This is a genomic window from Burkholderia sp. Cy-637 (assembly GCF_011753175.1).
GTDB lineage: Bacteria > Pseudomonadota > Gammaproteobacteria > Burkholderiales > Burkholderiaceae > Burkholderia > Burkholderia gladioli.
Genome location: NZ_VWWC01000036.1, coordinates 1 through 23,564 on the forward strand (window position 1 = coordinate 1; position 23,564 = coordinate 23,564).

The following is a 23,564-nucleotide window of genomic DNA, read 5'->3' on the forward strand; positions in this document are numbered from 1 at the left end:
CGGCGCGGGCCGGCCTGCTGCGAGCGGCCGATGATCCAGTTGGCGGCCTGCGTCAGCGGCTGGCCGACGCGGGCGGCCAGGGCCGGGAACAACAGCGCGACGCCGAACAGCGCGAAGCCGCCGAGCGCGAGCCAGCGCCCGTAGCGGCTGAGCTGCGCGATGCCGCCCAGGCCGGCCGCGCCGAGGCCCGTGACCAGCGCGAAGCTGGCCGCCAGGCCGATCAGCAGCGGCAGGCGGGTGCGAACGAAGGGGCCGTCGGTCCTGGCGAACACGAAGGGCACCACGGGCAGGATGCAGGGGCTCAGCACCGTGAGCACGCCGGCGAGGAAGGCGATGAGTATCAGCAACATGATCGGATCCGGGTCGAGGTCGGTGGTCGCGCGGCGGGCCGCGCGAGGCAGGGAGGACACGGGGAGGATTTCAGCGCGCCGGTGTATCCGGGGCTTGTCCGCCGCGCGGGATTTGCGCAAGCGTCTGTAACGGGCGGCGTGCGATACACACTGGGATACAAAACGGGCGCTCGCCTCGGTGGAGGGAGCGCCCGCGAAATCCGGGCGCCGGCACGAACACGCGCCGGGCCCGGCAGGAGACTTGCCGGGTCATCCGCGGGCCTCGGGGCCCGTCTGCCTGCTTGTCAGCGGGCCTGCCCGAACAGGGCGCCGGCCTGGCGGCGGCAGGCCGCGTTCGCGATCGGCAACTCGATGCCGGCGTCGATCACCGAGGACAGGATCATCCACGGGTAGTCGGCCGGTTCGTTGGCATCGCGCTTGCGCGGCCGGAACACGCGGCTGCCGCGCGGGATCTCGCGGCCGGTCAAGGCGCAGACGGCGGGGCCGTGCGACAGCGCGGTATGCCAGATCTGTTCGGAATGCTTGCCGAAGCGCGGATCGCTCCAGGTCACCGTGATCGAGCCCGGCGAGGGCCGGTCGATCACGGCGACATGATCCGGGCACAGGCGCGCGTCGAACGGACATTCGCGCGCGGCGCTCGCCTCGTCGCGTGCCGGACGTGCGGCGCGCCGCCTTGCCGGGCGCGCCGGCAGGCCGCCCACGGGCGGGAACAGCATGTCGAGCAGCGCGCGCGCCGCGATGTCGTCACAGGCGAGACCGGGCAGTTCATGGGCGGTCGGCATCATCGATATCTCTCCAGTCCTCAGGGGCGGGGGCGAGCCGGGCGGGCCGGGTCGCGTTGCTGTCGTCAAGGTGGCGGCGCACTTGCCAGGCGGTTCCGGGCGAGCCGGAATCGATCGGCAGCAGCAGGTGAACCGATGGGAAAAAGCATAGCGGCGGCACCTATCCCGATTCCATGAGACCTGCATCTGCCGCGTCCCATGCATTGATATCGAGGCCTTAATACCTTCGTATGAGCGGCATTGCGCGGCCATGCGAAGCCGCGTGCGCGAATGGCACGCGACGGCGCCCGGCGTGCCGCATGCAGGTGACTGTCGCGAAAGGGAAATTCCTCGACGGCATGGGCATGCCGGGTACGCGGCAAGGCGTAAAGGCGAAACGAAAAAGATCAGGAAAACTCAGCGTTTCGATCGGGCGGATACAAAGCGGTACATGACGCACACATGCCCGATACATTGAATCTTTCCAATGGCTGTCACCGCCACGGCCAGCCGGTATCGCGACGAGCCGGCGACGCGGTCTGATCAACCACTGGAACAAGGATAAGAACCATGTCTCACTCCGAGTTTTCTCCGATGCGGCGCCACCTGCTCGCGGCATCGGCCGCGGCCGGCGCGCTGGGCATGCTGCCCGCCGCGGCGCGCGCGGCCGCGGGCAATACCGCGATTCGCCCCTTCAGCGCCCGCGTGCCCGATGCCGACCTGGTCGAACTGCGCCGCCGCATCGCCGCCACGCGCTGGCCGTCGCGCGAGACCGTGGCCGACGAATCGCAGGGCGTGCGCCTCGCGCGCATGCAGCAGCTGATCCAGTACTGGGGCACCGACTACGACTGGCGCAAGGGCGAGGCCAAACTGAACGGCTTCCCGATGTTCGTGACCGAGATCGACGGGCTCGATATCCAGTTCATCCACGTGCGCTCGCGCCACGAGAACGCGATGCCGCTGATCATGACGCACGGCTGGCCCGGCTCGATCTTCGAGCTGCTGAAGGCGATCGGCCCCTTGTCGGACCCGACGGCATATGGCGCGAGCGCCGACGATGCCTTCCATGTGGTGGTGCCGTCGCTGCCCGGTTTCGGTTTCTCGGGCAAGCCGACCAGGACCGGCTGGGGCTCGGACCATATCGCGCGCGCCTGGGGCGAGCTGATGGCGCGCCTGGGCTACACGCGCTTCGTCTCGCAAGGCGGCGACTGCGGCTCGGTGGTCTCGCATCGCATGGCGATGCAGAAGGTGAAGGGGCTGGTCGGCATCCACGTGAACATGCCGGCCACCGTGCCGCCCGAGATCGCCAGGCTGCTGCAGCTCGACGCGCCGGCGCCGGCCGGGCTGTCGCCGAAGGAGAAGGCCGCCTACGACAAGCTCGGCACCTTCTATCGCGACAACTGCGGCTACTCGGCGATGATGGTCACGCGCCCGCAGACGGTCGGCTACGCGCTGGCCGATTCGCCCTCGGGCCAGGCCGCGTGGATGTACGACAAGATCTCGCAATGGACCTACAGCGGCGGCGTGCCCGAGCGCTCGCTGACGCGCGACGAGATCCTCGACGACATCTCGCTGTACTGGCTGACCGACTCGGCCACCTCGGCCGCGCAGATCTACTGGGAAGACCATTCGAACAACTTCAATGCCGTCGACATCTCCCTGCCGACCGCGATCACGGTGTTCCCGGGCGAGATCTACCAGGCGCCGCGCAGTTGGGCCGAGCGCGCCTATCACAAGCTGATCTATTTCAACGAGGTCGACAAGGGCGGCCACTTCGCGGCCTGGGAAGAACCGCTGCTGTTCGCGCAGGAAGTGCGGGCCGGTTTCCGGCCGCTGCGCAACGCCTGACCCGGTCCGATCGGGCGGTGGATTTGTAGGGTTTCGTATCCGGGGCCGCCGTGGAAAAACTGGCTTGCACGGCAGGCCCCGCCCGGAAACATTCCGGATACGTCCGGCGGTTCAAATGGCTTCATGCGGACGACGCGCGGAATGCGCCGCTGCCGAACCCCGCAACCCATCGCCCGATATCAGGAGAAACGCATGAACACCACCCGATTGCTCGTCCTTGCCGCGCTTGCCTGCGCGCCCGTGCTGTCGTTCGCCGGCAGCACGCCGGGCCTGACGCGCGCCGAGGTGCGCGCCGACCTGGTCCGCGTCGAGCAGGCCGGCTACCGCCCGGCGGGCTACGACGCGCAATACCCGCTGGACCTGCAGGCCGCGCTGGTGCGCGTGCGCAGCGACCAGAACAGCCCGTCGCTGTCGCAGTTCGATGCCGACGACGAGCGCGCGCCGAAGCCGGCCGCGCATCGTCGCGCGACGGTTCGATCGCAGGCGGCGCGCGACGAGGTGCCGGGCTTCGGTGAGGTGTACGCGCATTCCTGATGCAAGGGCGGTTGGCCTGGCGCCTGCCGCTTCGGCGGCGCAGGCATTCGCAGTTCACGACTTATTTCGACAATCCATGGAAGGGGGAGTAACGATGAAGGTTTCGATCAAGGGGATGCTGATCTCGGCCGCGCTGGCCGGCGGTGTGTTCGCGGGCGCGACCGGCGTGGCGAGCGCCGCGCCGGTGGCCGATCTCAAGGGCACCAATGTCGTGCTGGTGCACGGCGCGTTCGCCGACGGCTCGAGCTGGAGCAAGGTGATTCCGCTGCTGGAGGCGCGCGGCCTGCACGTGGTGGCGGTGCAGAATCCGCTCAGCTCGCTGGCCGACGACGTGGCGGCCACCCGGCGCGTGATCGAGCAGCAGGACGGGCCGGTGGTGCTGGTCGGCCATTCCTGGGCCGGCGTGGTGATCAGCCAGGCGGGCAACGAGGAGAAGGTCAAGTCGCTGGTCTACGTGGCGGCCTTCGCGCCCGACAACGGCCAGTCGATCGCCGACCTGACCAAGGACGCGCCGCCGCCGGCCTGGGTGGGCGAGCTGCGCAAGGATTCGGCGGGTTTCATGACGCTCTCCGACAAGGCGATCCATGAGGATTTCGCGCCCGACCTGCCGCGTGCCGAGCAGGATGTCGTGGCGGCCACGCAGGGGCCCTGGTTTGGCGGCTGCATCGAGGACAAGGTCACGCAGGCGGCCTGGCACGACAAGCCGTCGAGCTTCGTGGTGGCGACCCGGGACATGATGATCGATCCGAAGCTGCAGCAGCGGATGGCCGAGCGGATCGGCGCGACGGTTACGCGCGTGGGCGCCAGCCATGTGGAGATGCTGAGCCAGCCGCGGGCGGTGGCCGATGCCATCGTGGCGGCGGCCGAGCGGGTGCGCGGCGAGGGGGCGGGGAAGTAAGGGCGCGGGCGGGGGGCGGGCGTGGACGGCGTGGCGTGTGCTTCGCTACGCCGAAGCCATCCCCGAGCCCCCATTCACCACCGCCGTTCCCGACACGAATCGGCTCCCCGGTACGCTCCACCGCCACGGAAAATCCTTCGCGACGCTGATCCCGATCCGCGTGCTGCAAGCCGGGTTTCCCGGCGGCGCGGTGCCGTCGTCCACCACCGCGAACCCCTCGTCGGCGCGTATCAGATCGACCCCATCCTGGGCGCCGGTGATCGCCAGCGCCTGCGTGAGCCGTGCCGGCCCGCGACACAGATCCCGATCGCGAATCCGCTCGCCACGCGCCGCGCGCATCGCCTCCAGCCCATGCAGCGGTTCCAGCGCGCGGATCAGCACGCCGCTGCCGTCGCCCTCGGGGCCGCACACGCAGTTGGCGCACCAGTGCATGCCGTAGGTGAAGTAGACATACATGTGCCCCGGCGGCCCGAACATGGTGGCGTTGCGCCGGGTCTTGCCGCGATAGGTATGCGCGGCCGGATCGATCGCGCCGAGATAGGCCTCCACCTCGACGATGCGGCCGGCCCGGCCATCGGCTGCGGCCAGCACCTTGTTGAGCAGTTGCGGCGCGACTTCCAGCGGGCTGCGCAGGAAAAAGTCGCGCGCGAGCCGCTTGCCCGGCCAGCGTTGCGCGTTGGTTCGCGAACCCATGCCGCGGCGGGCGGCCGGCTCAGGCCGTCTCGCCGCGGCAGGCGACCGGCTGCTGCGGCTTGGCTTGGGCCAGGTGGCGCAGCAGCTTGCCGACCATCACCACCACCACCGCGGCGAGGATCACGAAGAACACCGCCAGCGGCGTGAGCTCGCGCACCGACACGAAGCCGGCCAGCCCCATCATCGCCGAGGACACCAGCAGCAGCGCGCAGCCGAGGATCGCGCTGGTCAGCCCGGCGATATGCGGGAACAGCGAGTTGCCCTTGGCCATCAGCGTCGGGTACATCGCGCCGGCGCAGAAGCCCATCACCAGCACCGGCAGCGCGAGGGTCCAGACGCGCAGGCCGATGGTCAGCGCGAACACCAGCATCGCCACCGAGGCCGCGGCCATCACGTAGGCGCCGATGCGCAGGCGCTGCTCCGAAGTCGGCAGCGCCGCGCTGTGGATCCGGTTCGACAGGCCGCCGAAGAAGTACATCGCGCCGATCGCCAGCGCCAGGTAGCCGAAGTAGGTGGGCGGCTTGTGCAGCGTGCTCTGCACCATGAACGGCCCGATGATGTTGAACACCAGCAGGATGCTGTAGCACACGCCCTGCGCCAGGAAGCAGCTCTGGAACACCGGGCTCGACAGCACCTTGCCGGCATTCGTCACCAGCGTGCGCGGCTCCAGCTTCACCGGTCTGGGCAGGGTCTCGCGATAGCGCCACAGCAGCGCCCACATGATCAGCGAATAGACCAGCAGGAACACCAGGCAGGCCTTCCAGCCGAACCATTCCTGCAGGTGCGCGCCGATCACGGGCGCGATGATCGGCGCCAGCCCCCAGGCGATCGACATGTAGGTGAAGGCATGCATCAGCGCCTGGCCGGAGAACGAATCGGTGATGATCGCCTTGGCCAGCAGGTTGGTGGTGGCGATGCCGAAGCCCTGCAGGCAGCGCGCCAGGATGAAGGTTTCCAGGTTCGGCGCGCCCAGCGAGAGCAGGCAGCCGATGGTGTAGATCACCAGGCCGAAGGCGAGCACGCGCTTGCGTCCATAGGCGTCGGCCACCGGGCCGAAGATCAGCTGGCCCAGCGCGTAGGCCGCCATGTAGCCCGATACGCTCGACTGGATCGCCTGCGGCGAGGTCGAGAAGAAATGCGCCATGGCCGGCAGGGCGGGCACGTAGATGTCGATCGCGAGCTGGCCGGCGGAGGCGAACAGGCAGATCAGGAACAGCAGGAAACGGGGTGAGTTCGTCGCGCGCGGGGCGGTGACGCTACGGCTGGCAGTATCGTGGTTCATGACGGCATCGAGAGGGCGGAGCGGCGGCGCGGGCCGGGACCGTTCGGCTGGCGAACGGCGGCGCGGAGGCGTCGCCGACGCATATTGTGCCTGTCGTTTGAAAACTCGATGCGAATCCCTGTTTTGGGGCAGGGATTGCGAAATCAAAATGAAAGATTTGTCGGCTTGGTGAAAAGCGTGATGCCTAGCGTGCCGAGGCGCTGAAGCTGCTGACGTTCACCGAGCCGTTGGCGCCGTTGCTCTGGATCACCTCGACGCCGAACCGGGTGTTCAGCGTGTACCAGCTTGGGTTGAGCCAGCCCTTGGTGTAGGCAAGGTAATAGATGAAGGGCTGGAGCTTGCCGCTGAAGCTGGTGGTCTGCGCGGTGCGCACGAAGCTCCACACCGGCCAGCCGTTGCTGCCCTGGTAGACGTCCCAACTACCGTCCATGCCGCCCAGCGTCACGCCGGAAGCCACCAGGTTGCCGGCCGGCCGGTTGCCCGAGTAGGCGAGCCAGACCATCATCTCGCCCGAGGGCGAGCCGGGGTTGGTCGAGGGCGAGAAGAACAGGTCGTAGGCCGCGTCGTACTGGTTGTTGCCGCTCATGCTGTAGCTGACCTGGGTGGGCAGCGGCGCCTGGCTCGACACCTGGACCGGAAAGCCGCCCGGGTCGGGCGACCAGGCGCCCATCTGCCAGCCGCGATAGATGCTCGGGTAGGACTTGATCCCGCCGCTGCCGGTGGCCCACCACCAGGTCGACGACCAGCTGTTGCCGGCGGCGCTGCCGGTGCAGACCTGCTGCCAGCCGCCGGGGTTGTTGGCCAGGCCCCATTCGTCGTTCTGGATCGTGTAGCTGCCTTGCGCGAGCGCGCCGTATTGCGTCGAGATGCAGCTCTGCGCCGAGGCGGTGTTGCCGAGCAGGATCGAGAGCGGCAGCAGCCACAGGGCGCGGCGCAGCGGATTCAGCGGCATGGCGGGTCTCCAGGTTGACGGGTTGCGGCGGGTTCGGTTTGCTCGCCGGCAAGCACGAGCCTTGATAGATTAGGCGCCGAACCGGGATCCGGTGCCCCGGAAAACCGGTTCATTCGATTATCGATGCAATATCGGCCCGGCCTGGAACGTCATCACCAGGTCGCGACGCTCAGTTCGTTGCCGCGGCCCTCGCTGATCGGGATCGGCTGGGACAGATAGCCGTTGGCCGGGTCGCGGACGTAGTCGAGGTAGGCGTTGCCCCGCTCGACGGCATTCTCCGCCAGGATCGGCGTGCCCGGCGCGAGATGCGGCTCCAGCAGCTTCAGGATCGGCAGGTACAGGCTGAACGCGCCGTCGAGCAGCACCAGGTCGATCTCGCCGTCGAGTTCGGCAAGCGTCTGCCGCGCGTCGCCCACGCGGATCTCGACCAGGTCCTCGAGCCCCGCGGCCTCGAGGTTGGCGCGCGCCCGGGCGGCCTTGCCCGCCTCCAGCTCGGTGCCGATCAGCCGCCCGCCGCCGTTGTCGCGCAGCGCGGCCGCCAGATGCAGCGTCGAGACGCCCATCGAGGTGCCGAACTCCACGATCCGCCTAGCCTTGCGCGCGCGGGCGCATTGGTAGAGGAAGCGGCCGTATTGCGGCGTGACGTTCAGGAAGTTGTCGGCCAGGCCGCGATAGTAGCCTTGCAGGTCGCGCGCTTCCTCGGCGAACACCTCGCGCAGGGCGTCGTCGAGCGATCCGCCGGCATGCTCGGCCTCGAACTGCGCCAGCAGCGCCTGGTCGGCCTGTTCGGCCTGCTGGAACAGCCGCTGCAGCGTGTCGGCCACGCGGGTCGTGTTCAATGAATTCATGATGAGGAGTAGTCCAAATGATGTCGTAGAGAGGATGCCGCTTGCGATCGCCTGCCTAGCGTAAGGGCGTGGACGCGGCCTGGCATTGGGCGAAGATGCCAAACTGTATGGAATTCTTGCCAATCACCGGAACGCCCTCGCGGCGGGAACATCGACATGCCTTTCCTGAGCGGACTTGCCTCGCTTGACGACTGGGTGGACCCGGATCGCGTGCCGCGGCCGGTGGTCACGATCGGCGCCGCCGATATCGTGCTGGAGGATCACGGCGGCCCCGCCGGCGATCTGCGCTATCGCGCGGCGATGGAATTTCACCAGCACCACAAGGGCGAGCTGCTGCTGGCGCTGCGCGGCGTGTTCACCTGCGAGGTGGACGGCGGCTTCTGGATCGTGCCGCCGCAAAGCGCGATCTGGATCCCGGGCGGCATCCGGCACAAGTTCGTTTCCGCCGGCATGCTCGAGTGCTACGTGGTGTTCGTCGATCCCGAGGCGGCCGGGGCCTTGCCCGCCGATTGTTGCGTGCTGGCGACCACGCCGCTGCTGCGCGAGCTGGTGATCCGCTCCGCCAGCCTGCCCGTCGAGTATCCCGACGGCGGTCTCGCCGCGCATCTGATGACCCTGCTGCTCGATGAACTGGCGCTCGCGCCGGCCGGCAAGCTGCACCTGCCGATGCCGGGCGACACGCGCCTGCGCGGGATCGCGGAGGCGATCATGGCCAGGCCCGCCGATCGCGGCACGATCCGCGTGTGGGCGCGGCGCGCGGGCCTGAGCGAGCGCACCCTGGCACGTCGCGTCACGGAGCAGACCGGCATGAGCTTCGGCCGCTGGCGCCAGCAGCTCCACCTGATGCTGGCCGTGCAATGGCTGGCGAACGGCATGTCGATCCAGCAGGTCGCGGACGAGCTCGGCTACGAGAGCGCCAGCACCTTCGTCACGATGTTTCGCAGGACGCTCGGCGCGCCGCCGGCCCGCTACATGGCGGAGTGGGGCGCGGGCCGTCGTTGAGCGGGCGCTTGCGTGCCGCCTTCATGGACAACCGGCTTCGGCCGGTTTTTTCGTGGAGCGCCGCGCACCATGAAAAACGCGCCGCTCCCGGGAGGAAGCGGCGCGATGGAGGCATCGCACGCGCGCATCAGCGCCGGTCATCGAATCCCGACCGGCCGATTCACGCGTGTCGGCTCGCGATCAGCGCGCGAAATCCGAATGGCTCTTGATGAAGCTGTAGAGCTTGGAGATGTCGATGCTGCCGAAGCCCGTCGAGCCGTCCCAGCCGGTGGCGGCGGCGAAACCCTTGTAGCTGCCGCTGCCGTTGTTGCCCGAGGTCACGTCGTGCAGCAGGGACGCATTGCTCGGGAAGTACTGGTAGAGGCTCGCGGCCGGGAAGCCGAGCGCATTGCCGTTGGCCGATTGCAGGCGCGCCCAGATGCCCACGAAGATCGGCGAGGCCAGGCTGGTGCCGCCGACCTGGTTCGGGTTGCCGCTGCCGTCGGTGGTGCTGCCGTTGTAGTACAGGATCGCACCGGTGCTCGATGCCGCGTCGAAGGCGATGTCGGGCAGCGCGCGGCCGCTCGAGGTGCCGGTGACGCTCGACGATTGCCACGACGGCGCCGCCTCGACCGTGCTGTAGCCGCCGCCGGTGGCCCACAGGCGCTTGGTCGAATCGTAGTCGCCTTCGTTGTCGTAGTAGCCGATCGCCTGCAGCCCTTCGTTCCACACCGTCTCGTTGGCCCAGGTGCTGCCCGAGGTGTAGAGCGTGGTGCCGCCCACGGCGATCACGTACGGCGAGCTGGCCGGCGCCGACACCGAGTAGTGCGTGGTGTTCGGCACGCCGCCCACGCCCGAGACGCGGCTGGTGCTGCACTCGTAGGCGCCTTCGTCGCCGCTCGACACCGAGAAGGTCTGGCCCTGCGCGACCGCCTGCTTGAAGATGTTGTTGTCGGCCGAGCGGATGCTGGAGGCGTCCGAATCGGTTTCGCACCAGCCCAGCGAGACGTTGATCACCTTCGCCACGTTGTCGCTGACCGCGCGATTGAAGGCGTTCGAGATATCGTCGAGCAGGGCCTGGTCGGTCTGCGCATCGTCCGGTGCGTTGTAGAACACCACCTTCTGCACCGCGCCGCCCGCCGCGCCGACGATCGACTGGCTGTCGAGCTGCCATTCGAGGTCGCCGCTGTTGTAGGTGCGGCCCGAGCCACCCGTGTTGATCACCTGCGAGGACACCGCCGAGAGATGGTTGGCGCTCGCGAAGGTGTTCAGGTCCTTCACCGTCTGGGTCTGGCTGCCGTAGGTGATGATGCCGACCGTGGTGTTGGCGGCGCTCGGCGTCGAGCCCGCGTCGTAGATCGACGAGAACTGCACCGGGTTGTGGCCCGTGGCGGTGCCGGCCGCGACGGCGCGCGTCAGCGAGGCTGCCGCCTCGCCCTGCTGCTCGGACGGCTGGAAGCGATGGTGGTAGGTGTGCGCGACCACCACGTCCTGCAGGCCCAGGACGGTGTCGACCACGCCGCCAAGCGAGCTCGGCACCTGCGCATCCTGCGCGTTGGCGAACGCGCGGCGGCCCTTGGCGGTGGTGAACTGCTTGAGTTGCGTGTTGAAGGCCTGCTTGACCGTGCCGGCCGTGCCGTCGGCCGTCACGAACAGGCGGTTCGGCGCGATCTGCACATTGGTGAAGCCGGAGGCGCGCAGGTGCGCCGCCACCGCGTCGGCCTGCGCCTGGGTCGGACCATATTGCTCGGCGAACTGCGCCGGCGTGAGGAAGCCGCCGCCGCTGCCGTGCTGGAGCTTGGCGATGAACTGGTCGAGCCGGGCCTCGTTGCGCAGCTTGAGGCCCACCGTCACGTGAACGGCGGAGCCGCTCGCGAGATCGAGGCTGGAGGCTGCCTGGGTGAGGCCGGCGGAGGACGTGATCGAGGCTGCGGCCGCGGTGCTCGCGGCGGGTTGCACGAGAGGCAGGAAGGCCTTGGTACGGGTGGTGGTCCACCCTTGTTGCGTGGCCGCATGGCCGGCCTGCATGCCGAATGCGGCGAGCGCGGCCGATGCGATCAGGAGCTTGGTGAAATGCTGGCGAACATTACCGGAAACACGATTCATTGGATGATTCCCCCTCGGATGATTGGACGACTTCGTCACTGCCGCTGCGCTCTGCGGTAGGCATCGCGCAGGTTCGTCCGCGCGCGGCGGGGCCGGCGGATCGCGCCGGTCGAGACACGCACGGTGTTCTGCAAAGAGACCCATTGATGCGGATTGCTAAGCAATTCGTGTGAAGCCGTGACGCGGAAGCGGGCTGGCACCACGGGACGAGCCCGCCAGCCGATACGACGCCGGTTTGCCATCGGCCAGGATGGCGCCGGTTTTTTTTCGAATCTCAATCAGGGAACGACTACAGAAAATCGCCGGTCGATTTCGACGTGGATAGTAGCATCGTCAAATCAGCGTCACAAACTTTTTTCAGGAATATCTAAAAAAGTTAGATAAGACAATCTGAATGGTTTTCGTAATGAATTGACGGCTCGATGTAAATATCCGGAAGTGATGCCGCGCCGTGCCTGTCGGAACGGGCAGGGTGGGCCAGGCGGGCCGATCCGCCGGACAGCCGGATAAATACTCGTATCAGAATGAATTCGCTAATTGGCGATTTGATCCGTAATTGCCGGAATGCAATTCCAATTCAAACGACTGTTTATTGAAAGCGGCAGTGAATCTGCCGAGGCGGGAAGCTGGCGGGACCGGCGGCGCTGAAATCCAGCGCCGCCGGCGAGGCGGTTTCATGTCGGTGCATCGATCCCCGGGCCGCGATGGACTGCATGCCGTGCGGCGCGCGTCGCGGCCCGGGCGGCGCGCTTAGCGGCCGGTTTCCTTCAGGTACTGCGCGCGCGCGGCCACGGCGGTGTTCGTGAAATCGGAGAACACGCCGTCGATGCCGGCGCGGTAGGCGTCGAGGTATTCGCCCACCGGATCACCCTTGTACTTGCCGGGCAGGTAGCGCGCCTCGTTGCGGAACGTGTACGAGTGGACGAACAGGCCGGCCTTGTGCGCATCGGCGATCAGGCTGGTCGGCTCGACCGAGTTCACGTCGGCCAGCGAGCCCGCGTAGGGCGTGCCGTCGGCGTTCTTGTCCTTCCACGGCGTGACCTTCCAGGCGAACACCTGCGGCTTCCACGGACCGATGCCGTCGGCGTAGGTCTTGATGTCGGCCAGGCCGGCCGGCGTCAGCAGGTCGCCGAACCAGCGCGAATCGCCGTTGATGGTCCAGCTGTAGGGGCGGCCGTCGACGAAGGCGTAGTCGTCGTTGGTCTGGTAGATCATCTCGCCGGTCTGGTAGTTGACGCCGTTGCCGTCGATCAGCTGCACCATGCGCGATTGCACGCCGCGCGCGCGCATGTATTTCAGGCTGGCCGGGTCGAAGCTCTGCACGAACACCGGCGCGGTGCGCGTGTTCAGGTTGTTGTCGTTGAGGAACTTGACGATCGCGTCCTCGAACGGATGGGTGCCCGTGCCGCAGCCGTTGGCGATCGCCTGCTGGTTGTTCCAGTAGGGGTTCTTCGATTCCGGGTAGATCGTGAACGGCTTGCCGGTGACGGCCGACTTCGCGCGCGCGATGTCGTACACCTCCTGCATGGTCAGGATCGGGAACTGGCCGTTCAGCGCGGTGGGGCGCACGTCCTTGGCGTCGTAGGTGGTGCCGCGGATCCACTGCTTGAGCTCGGCTACCGTGAAGTCGGTGATCGACCAGTCGTTGGTGTGGTCCTCGCCGTCGACGATCAGCGACTTCAGCACCGACTTCGGGTCCGCCGGGTTGGTCAGGTCGGACAGGTAGGTCGAGGGGCCGGTGGTGGCCGTGGTGGTCCACTTCACCGGCACGCGCACGCCGGGCACGGTGCGCTTGCGCGAGGCGACGTCGGCATTGGTCTTGGCGACGTCGGCGACGTTGGTGTTGTCGCTGAGCCAGGGGTTGTGGCGCACCACCAGCACACAGTCGCGGCTCAGGTGCAGGTCTTCCTCGAGCGAATCGGCGCCGGCATCGGCGGCCGCTTCGTAGGACACCTGCGTTTCCTCGGGATACAGGCCCGGCAGGCCGCGATGGCCGATCACCAGCGGCGCATTGCCGTCGAGCGTCTTCAGCGCGGTGGGCGTCTGGGCCGGCGGCGGCGTGGCGGGATCGTCGTCGCCGCCGCAGGCGGTCAGGGCCACGCTGCCGACCAGGGCGAGCAGCAGACAGGAAATACCGGTCCTTGAGAATGTCATGGCGATGTTCTTTTTCATCGAGTAGGTGGGTTGTCGAAACGGGACACGCGGCTTGCACAACAACGGCTCGATACGCACGCGGCCGTGAAAGCCGCGTTCGCCGAATGTCAACGAATTCTGACAGTCGAGCTGTTCGAGTATGAATGTTGAAAAAATGAAATGCTAATTTTGTAATGTGACAGAACATGCGTCGGGCGATGCTGTTTCGAGCGAAACGCAATCCAGCCATGATGGTATGGGAGAAGGGCGATGGCGGGGCGCGGCAGGTGGCGTCGGTCGGAGCTTTCAGTTTTTTCCTATCGACACGGGCCGGGGCATTCCATCCATTTTCGATATTTCATCGTGCTTTCGTTTTGCTGTCTTCGTATTTCCGCCTTCCGCTTCGTGTCGCCCGGCTCGCGATGCCTGAATGCGACAATCGCCTCCCGAACCCAGGCCCACTTCATCGACCCGGCATGATCGAAAGACTCGAAGACATCGGCGTATTCGTGCGCACGGCCGACAACGGCAGCCTGTCGGCCGCCGCGCGCGCGCTCGACATCACGCCCGCGGTGGCCAGTGCCGCGCTCAAGCGGCTCGAGGCCGCGCTCGGCACGCGCCTGCTGACGCGCTCGACGCGCAACCTGCGGCTCACGCCCGACGGCGAGCGCTACCTCGAATACGCGCGCGGCATGCTGGCCGCGGCCGAGGCGGGACGCACCGCGATCGCGGCGGGCCGGCACACGATCGGCGGCGAGGTGTCCTTGTCGGTGCCCTCGGACCTGGGCCGCAACCTGCTGTTCGGCTGGCTCGACGCCTTTCTCGCCGAGCATCCCGCGGTACGCCTGAACGTGCGGCTCTCGGATCGCATCGCCGACCTGTACCGGCAGCCCGTCGACCTGGCCGTGCGTTACGGGCCGCCGCAGGATTCCGCGCTGGTCGCGCTGCCGCTCGCGCCCGACAACCGGCGCGTGCTGTGCGCCGCGCCCCGTTATTTCGCCGAGCACGGCATGCCGCGCACGCCGGCCGAATTGGCTACGCACAACTGCCTGCGTCTCGCGCTCGGCGATACGATCCACCAGCAATGGACCTTCTTCGACGCGGCCGGCCAGGCGCACCCGGTGAAGGTGAGCGGCGACCGCGTGGCCGACGACGGCGAGCTGGTGCATCGCTGGGCGCTGGCCGGCCATGGCCTGACCTACAAGTCGCGGCTCGACGTGCTGGCCAGCCTGCGCGCCGGCACCCTGGTGCAGGCACTGGCCGACCACCAGGGCGAGCCGGCGCCGCTGCATCTGGTGACCACCCATCGCACGCTGATCTCGCCCACCGTGACCGCCTTGCGCGATGCGCTGCAGGCGCGGGTGCGCGACTACCTCGACGCGCCGTCGGCCTGAGCGCCGGCCAGCCAGGCGCGGCCGGCCTCGAGCGCATCGCGGCCCTGGTGCACGGCCAGGTCGAGTCGAGTGACGGCGGCATTGCCGAGCGAGAGCGCGCGCAGCTCGGCGATCGCGGCCGGCGGCAGGTCGTCGAGGCGGCTGCGCCGGATCAGCAGGGTGGCCTGGTCGGTGCCGCGCAGCAGGCCGTTCGGCTCGGCCAGCTCGCGGATCTCATGGCGCGCGAACAGGAACTGCGGCCGCCAGAGCGGCACCACGGCCCAGGCGCGCGCGGCCACGGCGCGTTCGAAGGCCGCCACGCAATCCGCCAGCGTGCCGTTCTCGAAGCGGTAGCCGAGCGCGGCCAGGCCGTAATGGTCGATGATCTCGCGCGAGAAGCGGCTGATGCCGGCGCCCGGGCCGATGCCCTGGATCAGCGGCGTCATGCGGCGGCGCACGGCCGGTTTCGCCAGGTCGGCCACCGAGGCGAGCTCGTCGGCGCTCACGTAGGCCGGCACGCCCCACAACGCATAAGGCGTGTAGAGCACCGCCAGCTTCTCGAAGCCGTCCGCTAGCGGGTCGACATACCGGCCGTGGCTGCCCGGCAGCCAGGCGCTGCAGAGCAGGTCGGCCGAATCGTCGGCGAGCATCGCGAAGGCGGCCTCGTGCGCCGCGCGGCGCTCGGTGACGGCCACGCCGTGCCGTTCGAGCACGGCGCGCACCACGCCGGCCGCGGCATGATGGAAGCTCAGGTCGATGGTGGCCAGCGTGATGGTGGGCGAGGCGGGCATGAAGGGCTCCGTTGATGGATGGGGATGGCCTCATCATGCGAACGGCAGGCGCCGCGATCCAGCCGCGCGGCCCGGAAACATTTTCGGCGGCGCGTTGAAGACGCGCTGGCGACATCGGCCGGAAGCGGCGATTCGGAACATTCCCGATGCCGCGATTTTCGTCGCGGCGACGAAGCTGTTTCCGTCGATGCGCGGTGTTTCGCGCTCGCCCGGCTGTCGATAATCGGCGGCCGAAACGCGGCAATCGGGCCGCGTGGGAATTCCGGCGGGAGCCTCTCGTGACACCTCGAATCCTTCTTTCCTCCCTGCTCGCGCTGCTCGTGGCCTGCAGCTTCGGCGCCCCGGCCGCCGGCGCGGCCGACACCACCGCGCTCGAACTGGTCGCGCAATCGACCACCATGCCCTGGAATGCCGTGGCGCTCGACGCGCGCGGACGCATCTTCGTCAGTTCCCCGAAATGGACCGGCGGCACCGGGCCGGCGCTGGCCACCATCGAAGCCGATGGCCGGCTCGCCCCCTATCCCGATGCGGCCTGGAACGGCTGGACGCCCGGCGCCGACGCGGCGCGAGCCTTCGTCAGCATCAACGCGATCCATCGCGAGGCCGACGGCAGCTTGTGGATCGTCGACACCGGCTCGCCCGAGTTCGGCGGCACGCCGGTGCCGAACGGCGCGAAGCTGGTGCAGGTCGATCCGCGCGAGGACCGCGTGCTGCGCGTCTACCCGTTTCCGGCCAGCGCGATTCGCGCGCATACCTATGTCGACGACGTGCGCATCCACGGCCGGCACGCCTATCTGACCGACGCGGGCGAGGGCGCGATCCTGGTACTCGATCTCGACAGCGGCGCGGTGCGGCGCCGTTTCGACGGCATGGCCTTCGCGCAGGCGGCGCCCGATGCGCGCATCGTGGTGGCAGGGCGCGTGCTGCGCGGGCCCGATGGCCGGCCGTTGCGCGTGAACGCCGATCCGCTCGAACTGAGCCCGGACGGCAAGACCTTCTACTTCGGGCCGTTGTCGGGGCCGATGTCGCGGATCGAGACGCGCTACCTCGACGACGACCGCCTCAGCGATGCCGAACTCGCGCGCCACGTGCGGCGCTGGTTCGCGCTGCCGCCGGTGGGCGGCACCGCGATGGACGCGGCCGGCAACCTTTACTACACGCCGCTGGCCGACAACACGCTGATGCGCCGCGCGCCCGACGGCCGGATCACCCGGCTCGCGCGCGATGCGCGGCTGCGCTGGGTCGACGCGCCCTTCCTGGACGGCCGGGGCCATCTCTACCTGCCGGTGCCGCAGATCGACGGTGCGCCGGTGTTCAACCACGGCCATTCGACGATGCGGCTGCCGATCGCCTTGTATCGGGTTCGCTTGCCGGCGGATTGAGTCGGGAGGCCGCCGGCGCGCGGTTCGCGCATGCGGCGGCGGGGTTCGCCGAACATGGCGGATCGCAGCGGGCCGGCGCGAAGGCGCGGGTTCGACGGGGCGCGGCGAGGGGCGCCGGCGACGATCCGCAGCCAGGCACGGCAGGGCGAAGCGCAACGCGCCCGGCCGTCGCCGGCGATGGAATAATCGCCGGCTGGCGTGCGTTGTGATGCGGTGGCGGCCGTCATGCGCCGCGCCCCGATCCTCGCTCATTCCCGACCCGCAAGGCAGCCCCTTGAAGACACGATTCCTTTCCCCGCGCCGGCTTGCCGGCCCGACCGGCGTGATCCGCCCGCGCCGCGCGCCGGTGCTCGCCGCGCTGGCGCTGGCACTTGGCATCGCCGCCGCCGGTTGCGTCCCGGCCGCCGGCGCGAATCCCGTCGACAGCAGCACGCAGGCGGCACCGGAACTCGACGCGCGGCTCGGCGAACAGGTGCTGATGCTGCCGCGCTATCCAGGCAACCCGGGCAACCCAGGCAATGGCGCCATCGAATTGCAGACCACCGTCTTCAAGCCGCCCGGCCCCGGGCCGTTCCCCTTGGTGGTGCTCAACCACGGCAAGAACCCCGGCGACGCGCGTCGGCAGCCGCGCTCGCGCCATCTGCGCGTGGCGGCCCAGTTCGTGCGGCGCGGCTACGTGGTGGCGATTCCGATGCGCGCGGGTTTCGCGGGCTCGGGCGGCGTCTATCACGGCGATCGCTGCGACAGCGCCCGCCATGGCATCGACGAAGCCGCCGACGTGGCGGCCGCGATCGATTCGCTGGTCAAGCTGCCTTACGTGGATCGTTCGCGCATCGTGATCGCCGGGCAATCCGACGGCGGGCTGACCACCATCGCGCTCGGCACGCGGCGCATTCCCGGCGTGCTGGGGCTGGTGAACTTCTCGGGCGGGGTGCGCAAGAGCGCGTGCGCCGGCTGGCAGGACGCGCTGGTCGACACCTACGCGCGCTACGGCGGCGCGGCGCATTACCCCTCGCTGTGGTTCTACGGCGATAACGACCAGTTGTGGCCGCAACCTTTGCCGCAGCGCATGTTCGGCGCCTATCGCGAGCAGGCGCGCGGGCCGGCCGCCGAGGCGCGGTATGTCGATATCGGCGTGTTCGGCAGCAATTCGCACGACTTCTTCGATACGCCGGCGGGCGTGCTGCTCTGGCTGCCGCAGGTGGGGGCCTTCTTCCGCTCGCTCGGGCTGCCGTTCGAGCCGGTGGTCGACCTGCGCCAGGTCGGCGGGCAGGCCGGATAAACGCGCCTGCCGAGGTGCGCACGCGCGACGCGTTCGACGCGTCGCGCGCGGCCTTGATGGAGCGCGATCAGGAGGGCTTGGCGAGCTTGACGATGGTCAGCGTGCCGTTCACGTTCTCGACGCGCACGCGCACCTTGTCGCCGGCATGCGCCTGCTGGAGCATCGCGGCGTCCCGGGCCTTGTAGGCCATGGTCATGGCCGGCATGCCGAGGTTGGCCAGCGTGCCGTGCTTGAGCGTGATCATGCCGGTGGCGGGATCGACCTTGCGCACCTCGGCATCGGCCAGGCCCGCATCCTTGGCCGCGTCGGCGGGCGCGGCCATCTTCATGCCGGCCATGTCGTCGTCGGCCAGCGCCGGCGTGGCGGCGGCACCGAGCGCGGCGGCCAGGGCGCCGAGCAGAGCCAGAGAGCGGGCCGGAAAGCGGGCGGGAAAGCGCAAGGAGGCGCGGGAGGCAAAAGCGGAAAACATCGGGTTCATCGGTTATCTCCGGTGGAAATGACGGGCACGGTCGTGCCCGAGGTGGGGGAAACGTCATGGCGCGCCCGGGCCGCGTGCCGCACGCGGCGGCGTTGCAGCAGGAACCAGGCGGCCGGAATCACGAACATCGACAGCAGCGGCGCGGTGATCATGCCGCCCACCATCGGCGCGGCGATGCGCTGCATCACCTCGGAGCCGGTGCCCTGGCCGAGCAGGATCGGCACCAGCCCGGCCAGCACCACCGCCACCGTCATGGCCTTGGGGCGCACGCGCTGCACCGCGCCCTCGCGGATCGCCTCGGCCAGCAACGCCTCGCTGAGCGGCTCGCCGGCATCCAGCCGGCGTTGCAGCGCGCCCTTCAGGTAGAGCAGCATCACCACGCCGAACTCGGCGGCCACCCCGGCCAGCGCGATGAAGCCCACCGCGGTGGCCACCGACACCGCATGGCCGAGCAGCCAGATCAGCCAGAAGCCGCCGACCAGCGCGAACGGCACGGTGCTCATCAGCAGCGCCGCGTCGGCGGCCGAGCCGAAGGTCAGCAACAGCAGCACGAAGATCACCGCCAGGGTGACCGGCACCACGGTGCGCAGCTTCGCGGCGGCGCGCTCCAGGTACTCGAACTGCCCGGACCAGGCGATCGAGTAACCGGGCGGCAGCGTCACCTGCCGCGCCACCGCGCGCTGCATCGCGAGCACCGCCGAGCGCAGGTCGGTATCGCGGATGTCGATGTAGACGTAGCCGGCCAGGCGCGCGTTCTCGCTGCGGATCATCGGCGGGCCGTCGGCGATCGACAGGCGCGCCACGTCGCCGAGCCGCAGTTGCGCGCCGCGTTCGGTCAGCACCGGCAACTGCCGCAGCGCGTCGAGCGAGTCGCGCACCTCGCGCGGGTAGCGCACCGAGATCGGGTAGCGCTCGCGGCCCGCGATCACCTCGCCGAGGTTCTCGCCGCCGATCGCGGTGGTGACGAAGGACTGCAGCTCGGCCACCGACAGCCCGTAGCGCGCGGCCGCCAGGCGGTCGATGTCGACGTCGATGTAGCGTCCGCCGTTGAGGCGCTCGGCCAGCGCGGAGCTCACGCCCGGCACGCCCTTCACGGCCTGCTCGACCTGGGCCGCGACGCGATCGATGCCGGCCAGCTCGGGCCCGGTGATCTTCACGCCGACCGGCGTCTTGATGCCGGTGGACAGCATATCGAGCCGGTTACGGATCGGCGGCACCCAGACGTTCGAGAGCCCCGGCACGCGCACGATCCGATCGAGTTCGTCCACCAGCTTCTGCGGTGTCATGCCGGGCCGCCACTGGCTGCGCGGCTTGAAGCGGATGGTGGTCTCGAACATCTCGAGCGGCGCCGGATCGGTGGCCGAATCGGCGCGCCCCGACTTGCCGAACACGGTCTCGACCTCGGGCACGGTGCGGATCAGCCGATCGGTCTGCTGCAGCAGCTCGGCGGCCTTGTCGACCGAGATGCCGGGCAGCGCGGTGGGCATGTAGAGCAGGTCGCCCTCGTCGAGCGGCGGCATGAATTCGCCGCCCAGGCGGCCGAGCGGGATCGCCGTCAGCAGCAGCGCCAGCGCGGCCAGGCCGATCGCGACCCAGGGCCGCCGCAGCGTGGCCGCGATCAGCGGCGCGTAGAGCCGGGTCAGCCAGCGGTTGATCGGGTTGGCGTGCTCCGGCGGAATGCGCCCGCGGATCAGGTAGCCCATCAGCACCGGCACCAGGGTCACCGACAGCCCGGCCGCGGCGGCGATGGTGTAGGTCTTGGTATAGGCGAGCGGCGCGAACAGCCTGCCTTCCTGGCCTTCCAGCGTGAACACCGGCACGAACGAGAGCGTGATGATCAGCAGCGAGAAGAACAGCGCCGGGCCCACCTCGGCGGCCGCGTGCGCGATCAGCTCCCAGCGTCGCGCGGCCGCCAGCGGCTCGCCCGGATGCGCGTGCTGGTACGCCTCCAGGTGCTTGTGGGCGTTCTCGATCATCACGATCGCCGCGTCGATCATCGCGCCGATCGCGATCGCGATGCCGCCCAGCGACATCAGGTTCGCGTTGATGCCCTGGTGGCGCATCACGATGAAGGCGGCCAGCACGCCCAGCGGCAGCGACAGGATCGCGACCAGCGCGCTGCGCAGGTGGAACAGGAACAGCGCGCAGACCAGGGCGACGATCACGAACTCCTCGACCAGCTTGCCCTCGAGATTGTCGACGGCGCGCTCGATCAGGCCGGAGCGGTCGTAGGTGGTGACGATCTCGACGCCGGCCGGCAGCGAGCGCTTCAGTTCCGCCAGTTTCGCCTTGACGCCCTCGATGGTGCTCAGCGCGTTCTTGCCGGAGCGCATCACCACCACGCCGCCCGCCACCTCGCCCTGGCCGTTCAGCTCGACCACGCCGCGCCGCGCCTCGGGGCCGATCTGGATGCGCGCCACGTCGCCGAGCAGCAGCGGCGTGCCGGCCGCGTTGGTGCGCAGCACCACCTGGCGGAAATCGTCGAGCGTGCGCAGGTAGCCGGAGGCGTGCACCACGTATTCCGACTCGGCCATCTCCACCACCGAGCCGCCCGCCTCGCGGTTGGCCCGCGCCAGCGCGTCGGTCACCATCGCCTGCGTGACGCCGTAGGCGCGCATCCGGTCCGGGTCCAGCACCACCTGGTACTGGCGCACCATGCCGCCCAGGCTGGCCACCTCCGACACGTCGGGCACGGTCTTCAGCTCGAAGCGCAGGAACCAGTCGTTGAGCGCGCGCAGTTGCCCGAGATCGTGCCGGCCGCTGCGGTCGACCAGCGCGTATTCGTAGACCCAGCCCACCCCGGTCGCGTCGGGGCCGAGCGTGACCGTCGCGCCGGGCGGCAGGCGGCCCTGCACCTGGTTGAGCGATTCGAGCACGCGCGAGCGCGCCCAGTAGGGATCGGTCTTGTCGTCGAACAGCACGTAGACGAAGGCGTCGCCGAACGAGGAATAGGCGCGGATCGTCTTCGCCCCCGGCACGCCGAGCAGGGTGGTGGTGAGCGGGTAGGTGACCTGGTCCTCGATCAGTTGCGGCGCCTGGCCGGGATAGGAGACCTTGATGATGACCTGCGTGTCGGACAGGTCCGGCAGCGCGTCGAGCGGCGTCTCGCGCAGCGACTGCAGGCCCCAGGCCGCCAGCAGCAGCGTGGCCAGCAGCACCAGCAGGCGATGGCGGATCGACCAGCGGATCAGGTGCGCGATCATTGCGGGCCTCCGCTCGGTTCGACGGCGCTCAGGCGGTAGCCCTCGCCGGCATGGCGGAACGCGAAGCGCACGGTCTGGCCGACCTTCGCGTCGGCGAAGGCGCCGGGCGAGGGTTTCTCGAAGCTCATGGTCATCGCCGGCCAGCCGAGCGCGGGGACCGGCTGGTGCGAGAGCGTGATGGCCTGCGCGTCGATGTGCTCGATGCGGCCGGTGGTCTCGTAGAGGCCGGCCGCGTCGGCGGCGGATGCGGGGGAGGCAGGCATCGACGACATCGCGGACGCGTCCGACGATGCGGCTGGCCGGGACGAGGTGTCCATCGTGCCGGGGCCGTTGCGTGCTGCATTCCCGGCTGTACCTCCTGCCTCGCTACTCGCGGCATCGTGCTCGAGACGCGGCAGCACCGATTTCAGGCTGGCTTCCGAGTCGATCAGGAACTGGCCCGAGGCCACCACCGTCTCGCCTTCGCCGAGGCCGTCGAGCACCTCGGTGAAGTCGCCCAGGTCGCGGCCGACGCTGACGGTGGCCGGGCGCAGCTTGCCGTCGGCATCGCGCACGATCACCACGCTGCGCTTGCCGGTGACGATCACCGCCTCGGACGGCACCATCAGCCGCGAGCGCGTCGCGCCGCCGTCGACGCGCACCCGCATCAGCATGCCGGGGGTGAGCGCCAGCGAGCGATTGTCGAGCTCGACGCGCGCCTGCAGGGTGCGGCTGCCGGTGTCGATGCCGGGCAGGATCTCGCGCAGGCGGCCCTGGATGTGGCGCGAGGGATCGGCGGCGGGCGTCGCGTCGACGGCCATGCCGGGCCGCACGCGCAGCGCCAGCGCCTCGGGGATCTCGACCAGCAGCCACAGCGTCGAGAGCCCGTTGATCTTGGCGATGGTCTGGCCCGGCGCGACCATCGCGCCTTCGCGCAGGTCCAGCTCGCTCACCACGCCGCTGTCGGGGGCGGCCAGCGTGAGGTGGGTCTGCGCGCGACCGCTGCGCTCGGCCGCGGCCACCAGCGCGTCGGGGATCGACAGCGCCCGCATCCGCGCGCGCGCCGCGTCGAGCAGCGCGGCATCGGCGGGGCTGCCCGAGCCGCCGGCGCTGCCCGAGCCGCGGCGCAGCGCCAGGTATTCCTCCTGCGGCGCGAGCCAGTCCGGCACGAACAGCGAGGCCACCGGCGCGCCCCTGGCGATGCGCTGCTGCGGCGCGTTCGCATAGAGACGGTCGATGTAGCCGGTCACGCGCGACTGCGCGACCTCGGCGCGCGATTCGTCGAACTGGGTGGTGCCGATCGCGTCGATGCCGTCGCGGGTCTCGCGGCGCTGGACCTTCGCGTAGCGGATCCCGAGGTCCTGCTGCAGGCCGGCGTCGATGCGGATGCCCGGCTGCGCGCCGGGCGCGCCGTCGTCGCCGTCGGCATAGACGGGCTGCAGCTGCATGTCCATGAAGGGCGACTTGCCGGGTTTGTCGAAGTGCTGGTTCGGCACCATCGGGTCGTGCCAGTAGAGCACCTTGCGCGGGGCGGGCGCGCCGCCGGCCGAAGGTGCCGCGGCAGTGGCCAACGAATCGCCGCCGCCGCGATGGCGGCTGCCGGCCAGGTAGCCGGCGCCGAGCAGGGCCGCGCCGGCGACCAGCGCGAGCGTCGCGCGCAGGGAAAGGGAACGGATCGTCATGATGGGCT

19 protein-coding genes and 1 pseudogene are annotated in these 23,564 nt (G+C 69.3%); 8 read left to right on the forward strand and 12 right to left on the reverse strand.

Annotated elements, in window-relative coordinates; genetic code table 11:
* Together F3J10_RS12785 and F3J10_RS12790 are read right to left on the reverse strand one after the other, a co-directional pair.
* Positions 1-350: pseudogene (locus F3J10_RS12785) on the reverse strand (cytochrome c biogenesis protein DipZ); the annotation flags it as partial.
* Between the two features lie 284 nt (positions 351-634).
* The gene (locus tag F3J10_RS12790; protein WP_161783269.1) at positions 635-1,135 is read right to left on the reverse strand and encodes a DUF3331 domain-containing protein; all 501 of its coding nucleotides are present in this window, start codon (positions 1,133-1,135) and stop codon (positions 635-637) included.
* 546 nt (positions 1,136-1,681) lie between these two features.
* On the opposite strand from F3J10_RS12790, the gene F3J10_RS12795 reads away from it, so the two are divergent.
* The 3 genes from F3J10_RS12795 to F3J10_RS12805 all read left to right on the forward strand — a co-directional run bounded on the left by F3J10_RS12795 (position 1,682) and on the right by F3J10_RS12805 (position 4,391).
* Positions 1,682-2,959, forward strand: a complete 1,278-nt coding sequence (locus F3J10_RS12795) for an epoxide hydrolase (RefSeq protein WP_025097902.1) — start codon at positions 1,682-1,684, stop codon at positions 2,957-2,959.
* 192 nt (positions 2,960-3,151) lie between these two features.
* Positions 3,152-3,493 (forward strand): DUF4148 domain-containing protein, encoded by a 342-nt coding sequence (locus tag F3J10_RS12800; RefSeq protein WP_167232104.1) that lies wholly within the window; start codon positions 3,152-3,154, stop codon positions 3,491-3,493.
* 94 nt (positions 3,494-3,587) lie between these two features.
* Positions 3,588-4,391 (forward strand): alpha/beta hydrolase, encoded by an 804-nt coding sequence (locus F3J10_RS12805; protein WP_103692525.1) that lies wholly within the window; start codon positions 3,588-3,590, stop codon positions 4,389-4,391.
* Between the two features lie 45 nt (positions 4,392-4,436).
* Here the strand turns inward: F3J10_RS12805 and F3J10_RS12810 are convergent, their stop codons facing one another.
* The 4 genes from F3J10_RS12810 to F3J10_RS12825 all read right to left on the reverse strand — a co-directional run bounded on the left by F3J10_RS12810 (position 4,437) and on the right by F3J10_RS12825 (position 8,166).
* Positions 4,437-5,084 carry a DNA-3-methyladenine glycosylase gene (locus F3J10_RS12810; RefSeq protein WP_167242247.1) on the reverse strand — a complete coding sequence of 216 codons (648 nt, stop codon included), beginning with the start codon at positions 5,082-5,084 and terminating at the stop codon, positions 4,437-4,439.
* Positions 5,085-5,103: 19 nt separating this feature from the next.
* Complete coding sequence (locus F3J10_RS12815; protein WP_166915464.1) at positions 5,104-6,366, reverse strand: multidrug effflux MFS transporter; 1,263 nt, start codon at positions 6,364-6,366, stop codon at positions 5,104-5,106.
* Positions 6,367-6,550: 184 nt separating this feature from the next.
* Entirely contained in the window at positions 6,551-7,318 is a 768-nt protein-coding gene (locus F3J10_RS12820; RefSeq protein ID WP_167242248.1) for a glycoside hydrolase, read from the reverse strand.
* 152 nt (positions 7,319-7,470) lie between these two features.
* Positions 7,471-8,166: a class I SAM-dependent methyltransferase gene (locus tag F3J10_RS12825; RefSeq protein WP_167232095.1), complete on the reverse strand. Its 696-nt coding sequence runs from the start codon at positions 8,164-8,166 to the stop codon at positions 7,471-7,473.
* Between the two features lie 156 nt (positions 8,167-8,322).
* On the opposite strand from F3J10_RS12825, the gene F3J10_RS12830 reads away from it, so the two are divergent.
* Entirely contained in the window at positions 8,323-9,168 is an 846-nt protein-coding gene (locus F3J10_RS12830) for a helix-turn-helix transcriptional regulator (RefSeq protein WP_167242249.1), read from the forward strand.
* 180 nt (positions 9,169-9,348) lie between these two features.
* Here the strand turns inward: F3J10_RS12830 and F3J10_RS12835 are convergent, their stop codons facing one another.
* Positions 9,349-11,253, reverse strand: a complete 1,905-nt coding sequence (locus F3J10_RS12835) for a S53 family serine peptidase (RefSeq protein WP_167232089.1) — start codon at positions 11,251-11,253, stop codon at positions 9,349-9,351.
* A 750-nt stretch (positions 11,254-12,003) separates the two neighbouring features.
* Positions 12,004-13,407: a glycerophosphodiester phosphodiesterase family protein gene (locus tag F3J10_RS12840; protein WP_025097911.1), complete on the reverse strand. Its 1,404-nt coding sequence runs from the start codon at positions 13,405-13,407 to the stop codon at positions 12,004-12,006.
* 458 nt (positions 13,408-13,865) lie between these two features.
* On the opposite strand from F3J10_RS12840, the gene F3J10_RS12845 reads away from it, so the two are divergent.
* The gene (locus F3J10_RS12845; protein WP_167242262.1) at positions 13,866-14,780 is read left to right on the forward strand and encodes a LysR family transcriptional regulator; all 915 of its coding nucleotides are present in this window, start codon (positions 13,866-13,868) and stop codon (positions 14,778-14,780) included.
* On the opposite strand, the gene F3J10_RS12850 is transcribed toward F3J10_RS12845, so the two are convergent.
* The gene (locus F3J10_RS12850; RefSeq protein WP_025097913.1) at positions 14,756-15,550 is read right to left on the reverse strand and encodes a glycine betaine ABC transporter substrate-binding protein; all 795 of its coding nucleotides are present in this window, start codon (positions 15,548-15,550) and stop codon (positions 14,756-14,758) included. The genes F3J10_RS12845 and F3J10_RS12850 overlap by 25 nt on opposite strands.
* On the opposite strand from F3J10_RS12850, the gene F3J10_RS12855 reads away from it, so the two are divergent.
* From F3J10_RS12855 to F3J10_RS12865, 3 genes are all read left to right on the forward strand, one after another.
* Complete coding sequence (locus tag F3J10_RS12855; protein ID WP_146129381.1) at positions 15,549-15,773, forward strand: hypothetical protein; 225 nt, start codon at positions 15,549-15,551, stop codon at positions 15,771-15,773. The two genes, F3J10_RS12850 and F3J10_RS12855, sit on opposite strands and share 2 nt — an antisense overlap.
* A gap of 55 nt (positions 15,774-15,828) precedes the next feature.
* Positions 15,829-16,932: an L-dopachrome tautomerase-related protein gene (locus F3J10_RS12860; RefSeq protein WP_345791205.1), complete on the forward strand. Its 1,104-nt coding sequence runs from the start codon at positions 15,829-15,831 to the stop codon at positions 16,930-16,932.
* Positions 16,933-17,206: 274 nt separating this feature from the next.
* Positions 17,207-18,214, forward strand: a complete 1,008-nt coding sequence (locus tag F3J10_RS12865; RefSeq protein WP_167242251.1) for a CocE/NonD family hydrolase — start codon at positions 17,207-17,209, stop codon at positions 18,212-18,214.
* Between the two features lie 67 nt (positions 18,215-18,281).
* Here the strand turns inward: F3J10_RS12865 and F3J10_RS12870 are convergent, their stop codons facing one another.
* The 3 genes from F3J10_RS12870 to F3J10_RS12880 are packed head-to-tail and all read right to left on the reverse strand — an operon-like array spanning position 18,282 to position 23,556.
* Positions 18,282-18,692 carry a copper-binding protein gene (locus F3J10_RS12870; RefSeq protein WP_240155552.1) on the reverse strand — a complete coding sequence of 137 codons (411 nt, stop codon included), beginning with the start codon at positions 18,690-18,692 and terminating at the stop codon, positions 18,282-18,284.
* Positions 18,689-21,895: an efflux RND transporter permease subunit gene (locus F3J10_RS12875; RefSeq protein WP_167242252.1), complete on the reverse strand. Its 3,207-nt coding sequence runs from the start codon at positions 21,893-21,895 to the stop codon at positions 18,689-18,691. The genes F3J10_RS12870 and F3J10_RS12875 overlap by 4 nt, the downstream gene beginning before the upstream one ends.
* Positions 21,892-23,556 carry an efflux RND transporter periplasmic adaptor subunit gene (locus tag F3J10_RS12880; protein ID WP_167242253.1) on the reverse strand — a complete coding sequence of 555 codons (1,665 nt, stop codon included), beginning with the start codon at positions 23,554-23,556 and terminating at the stop codon, positions 21,892-21,894. The genes F3J10_RS12875 and F3J10_RS12880 overlap by 4 nt, the downstream gene beginning before the upstream one ends.
* Positions 23,557-23,564: the final 8 nt, after the last annotated feature.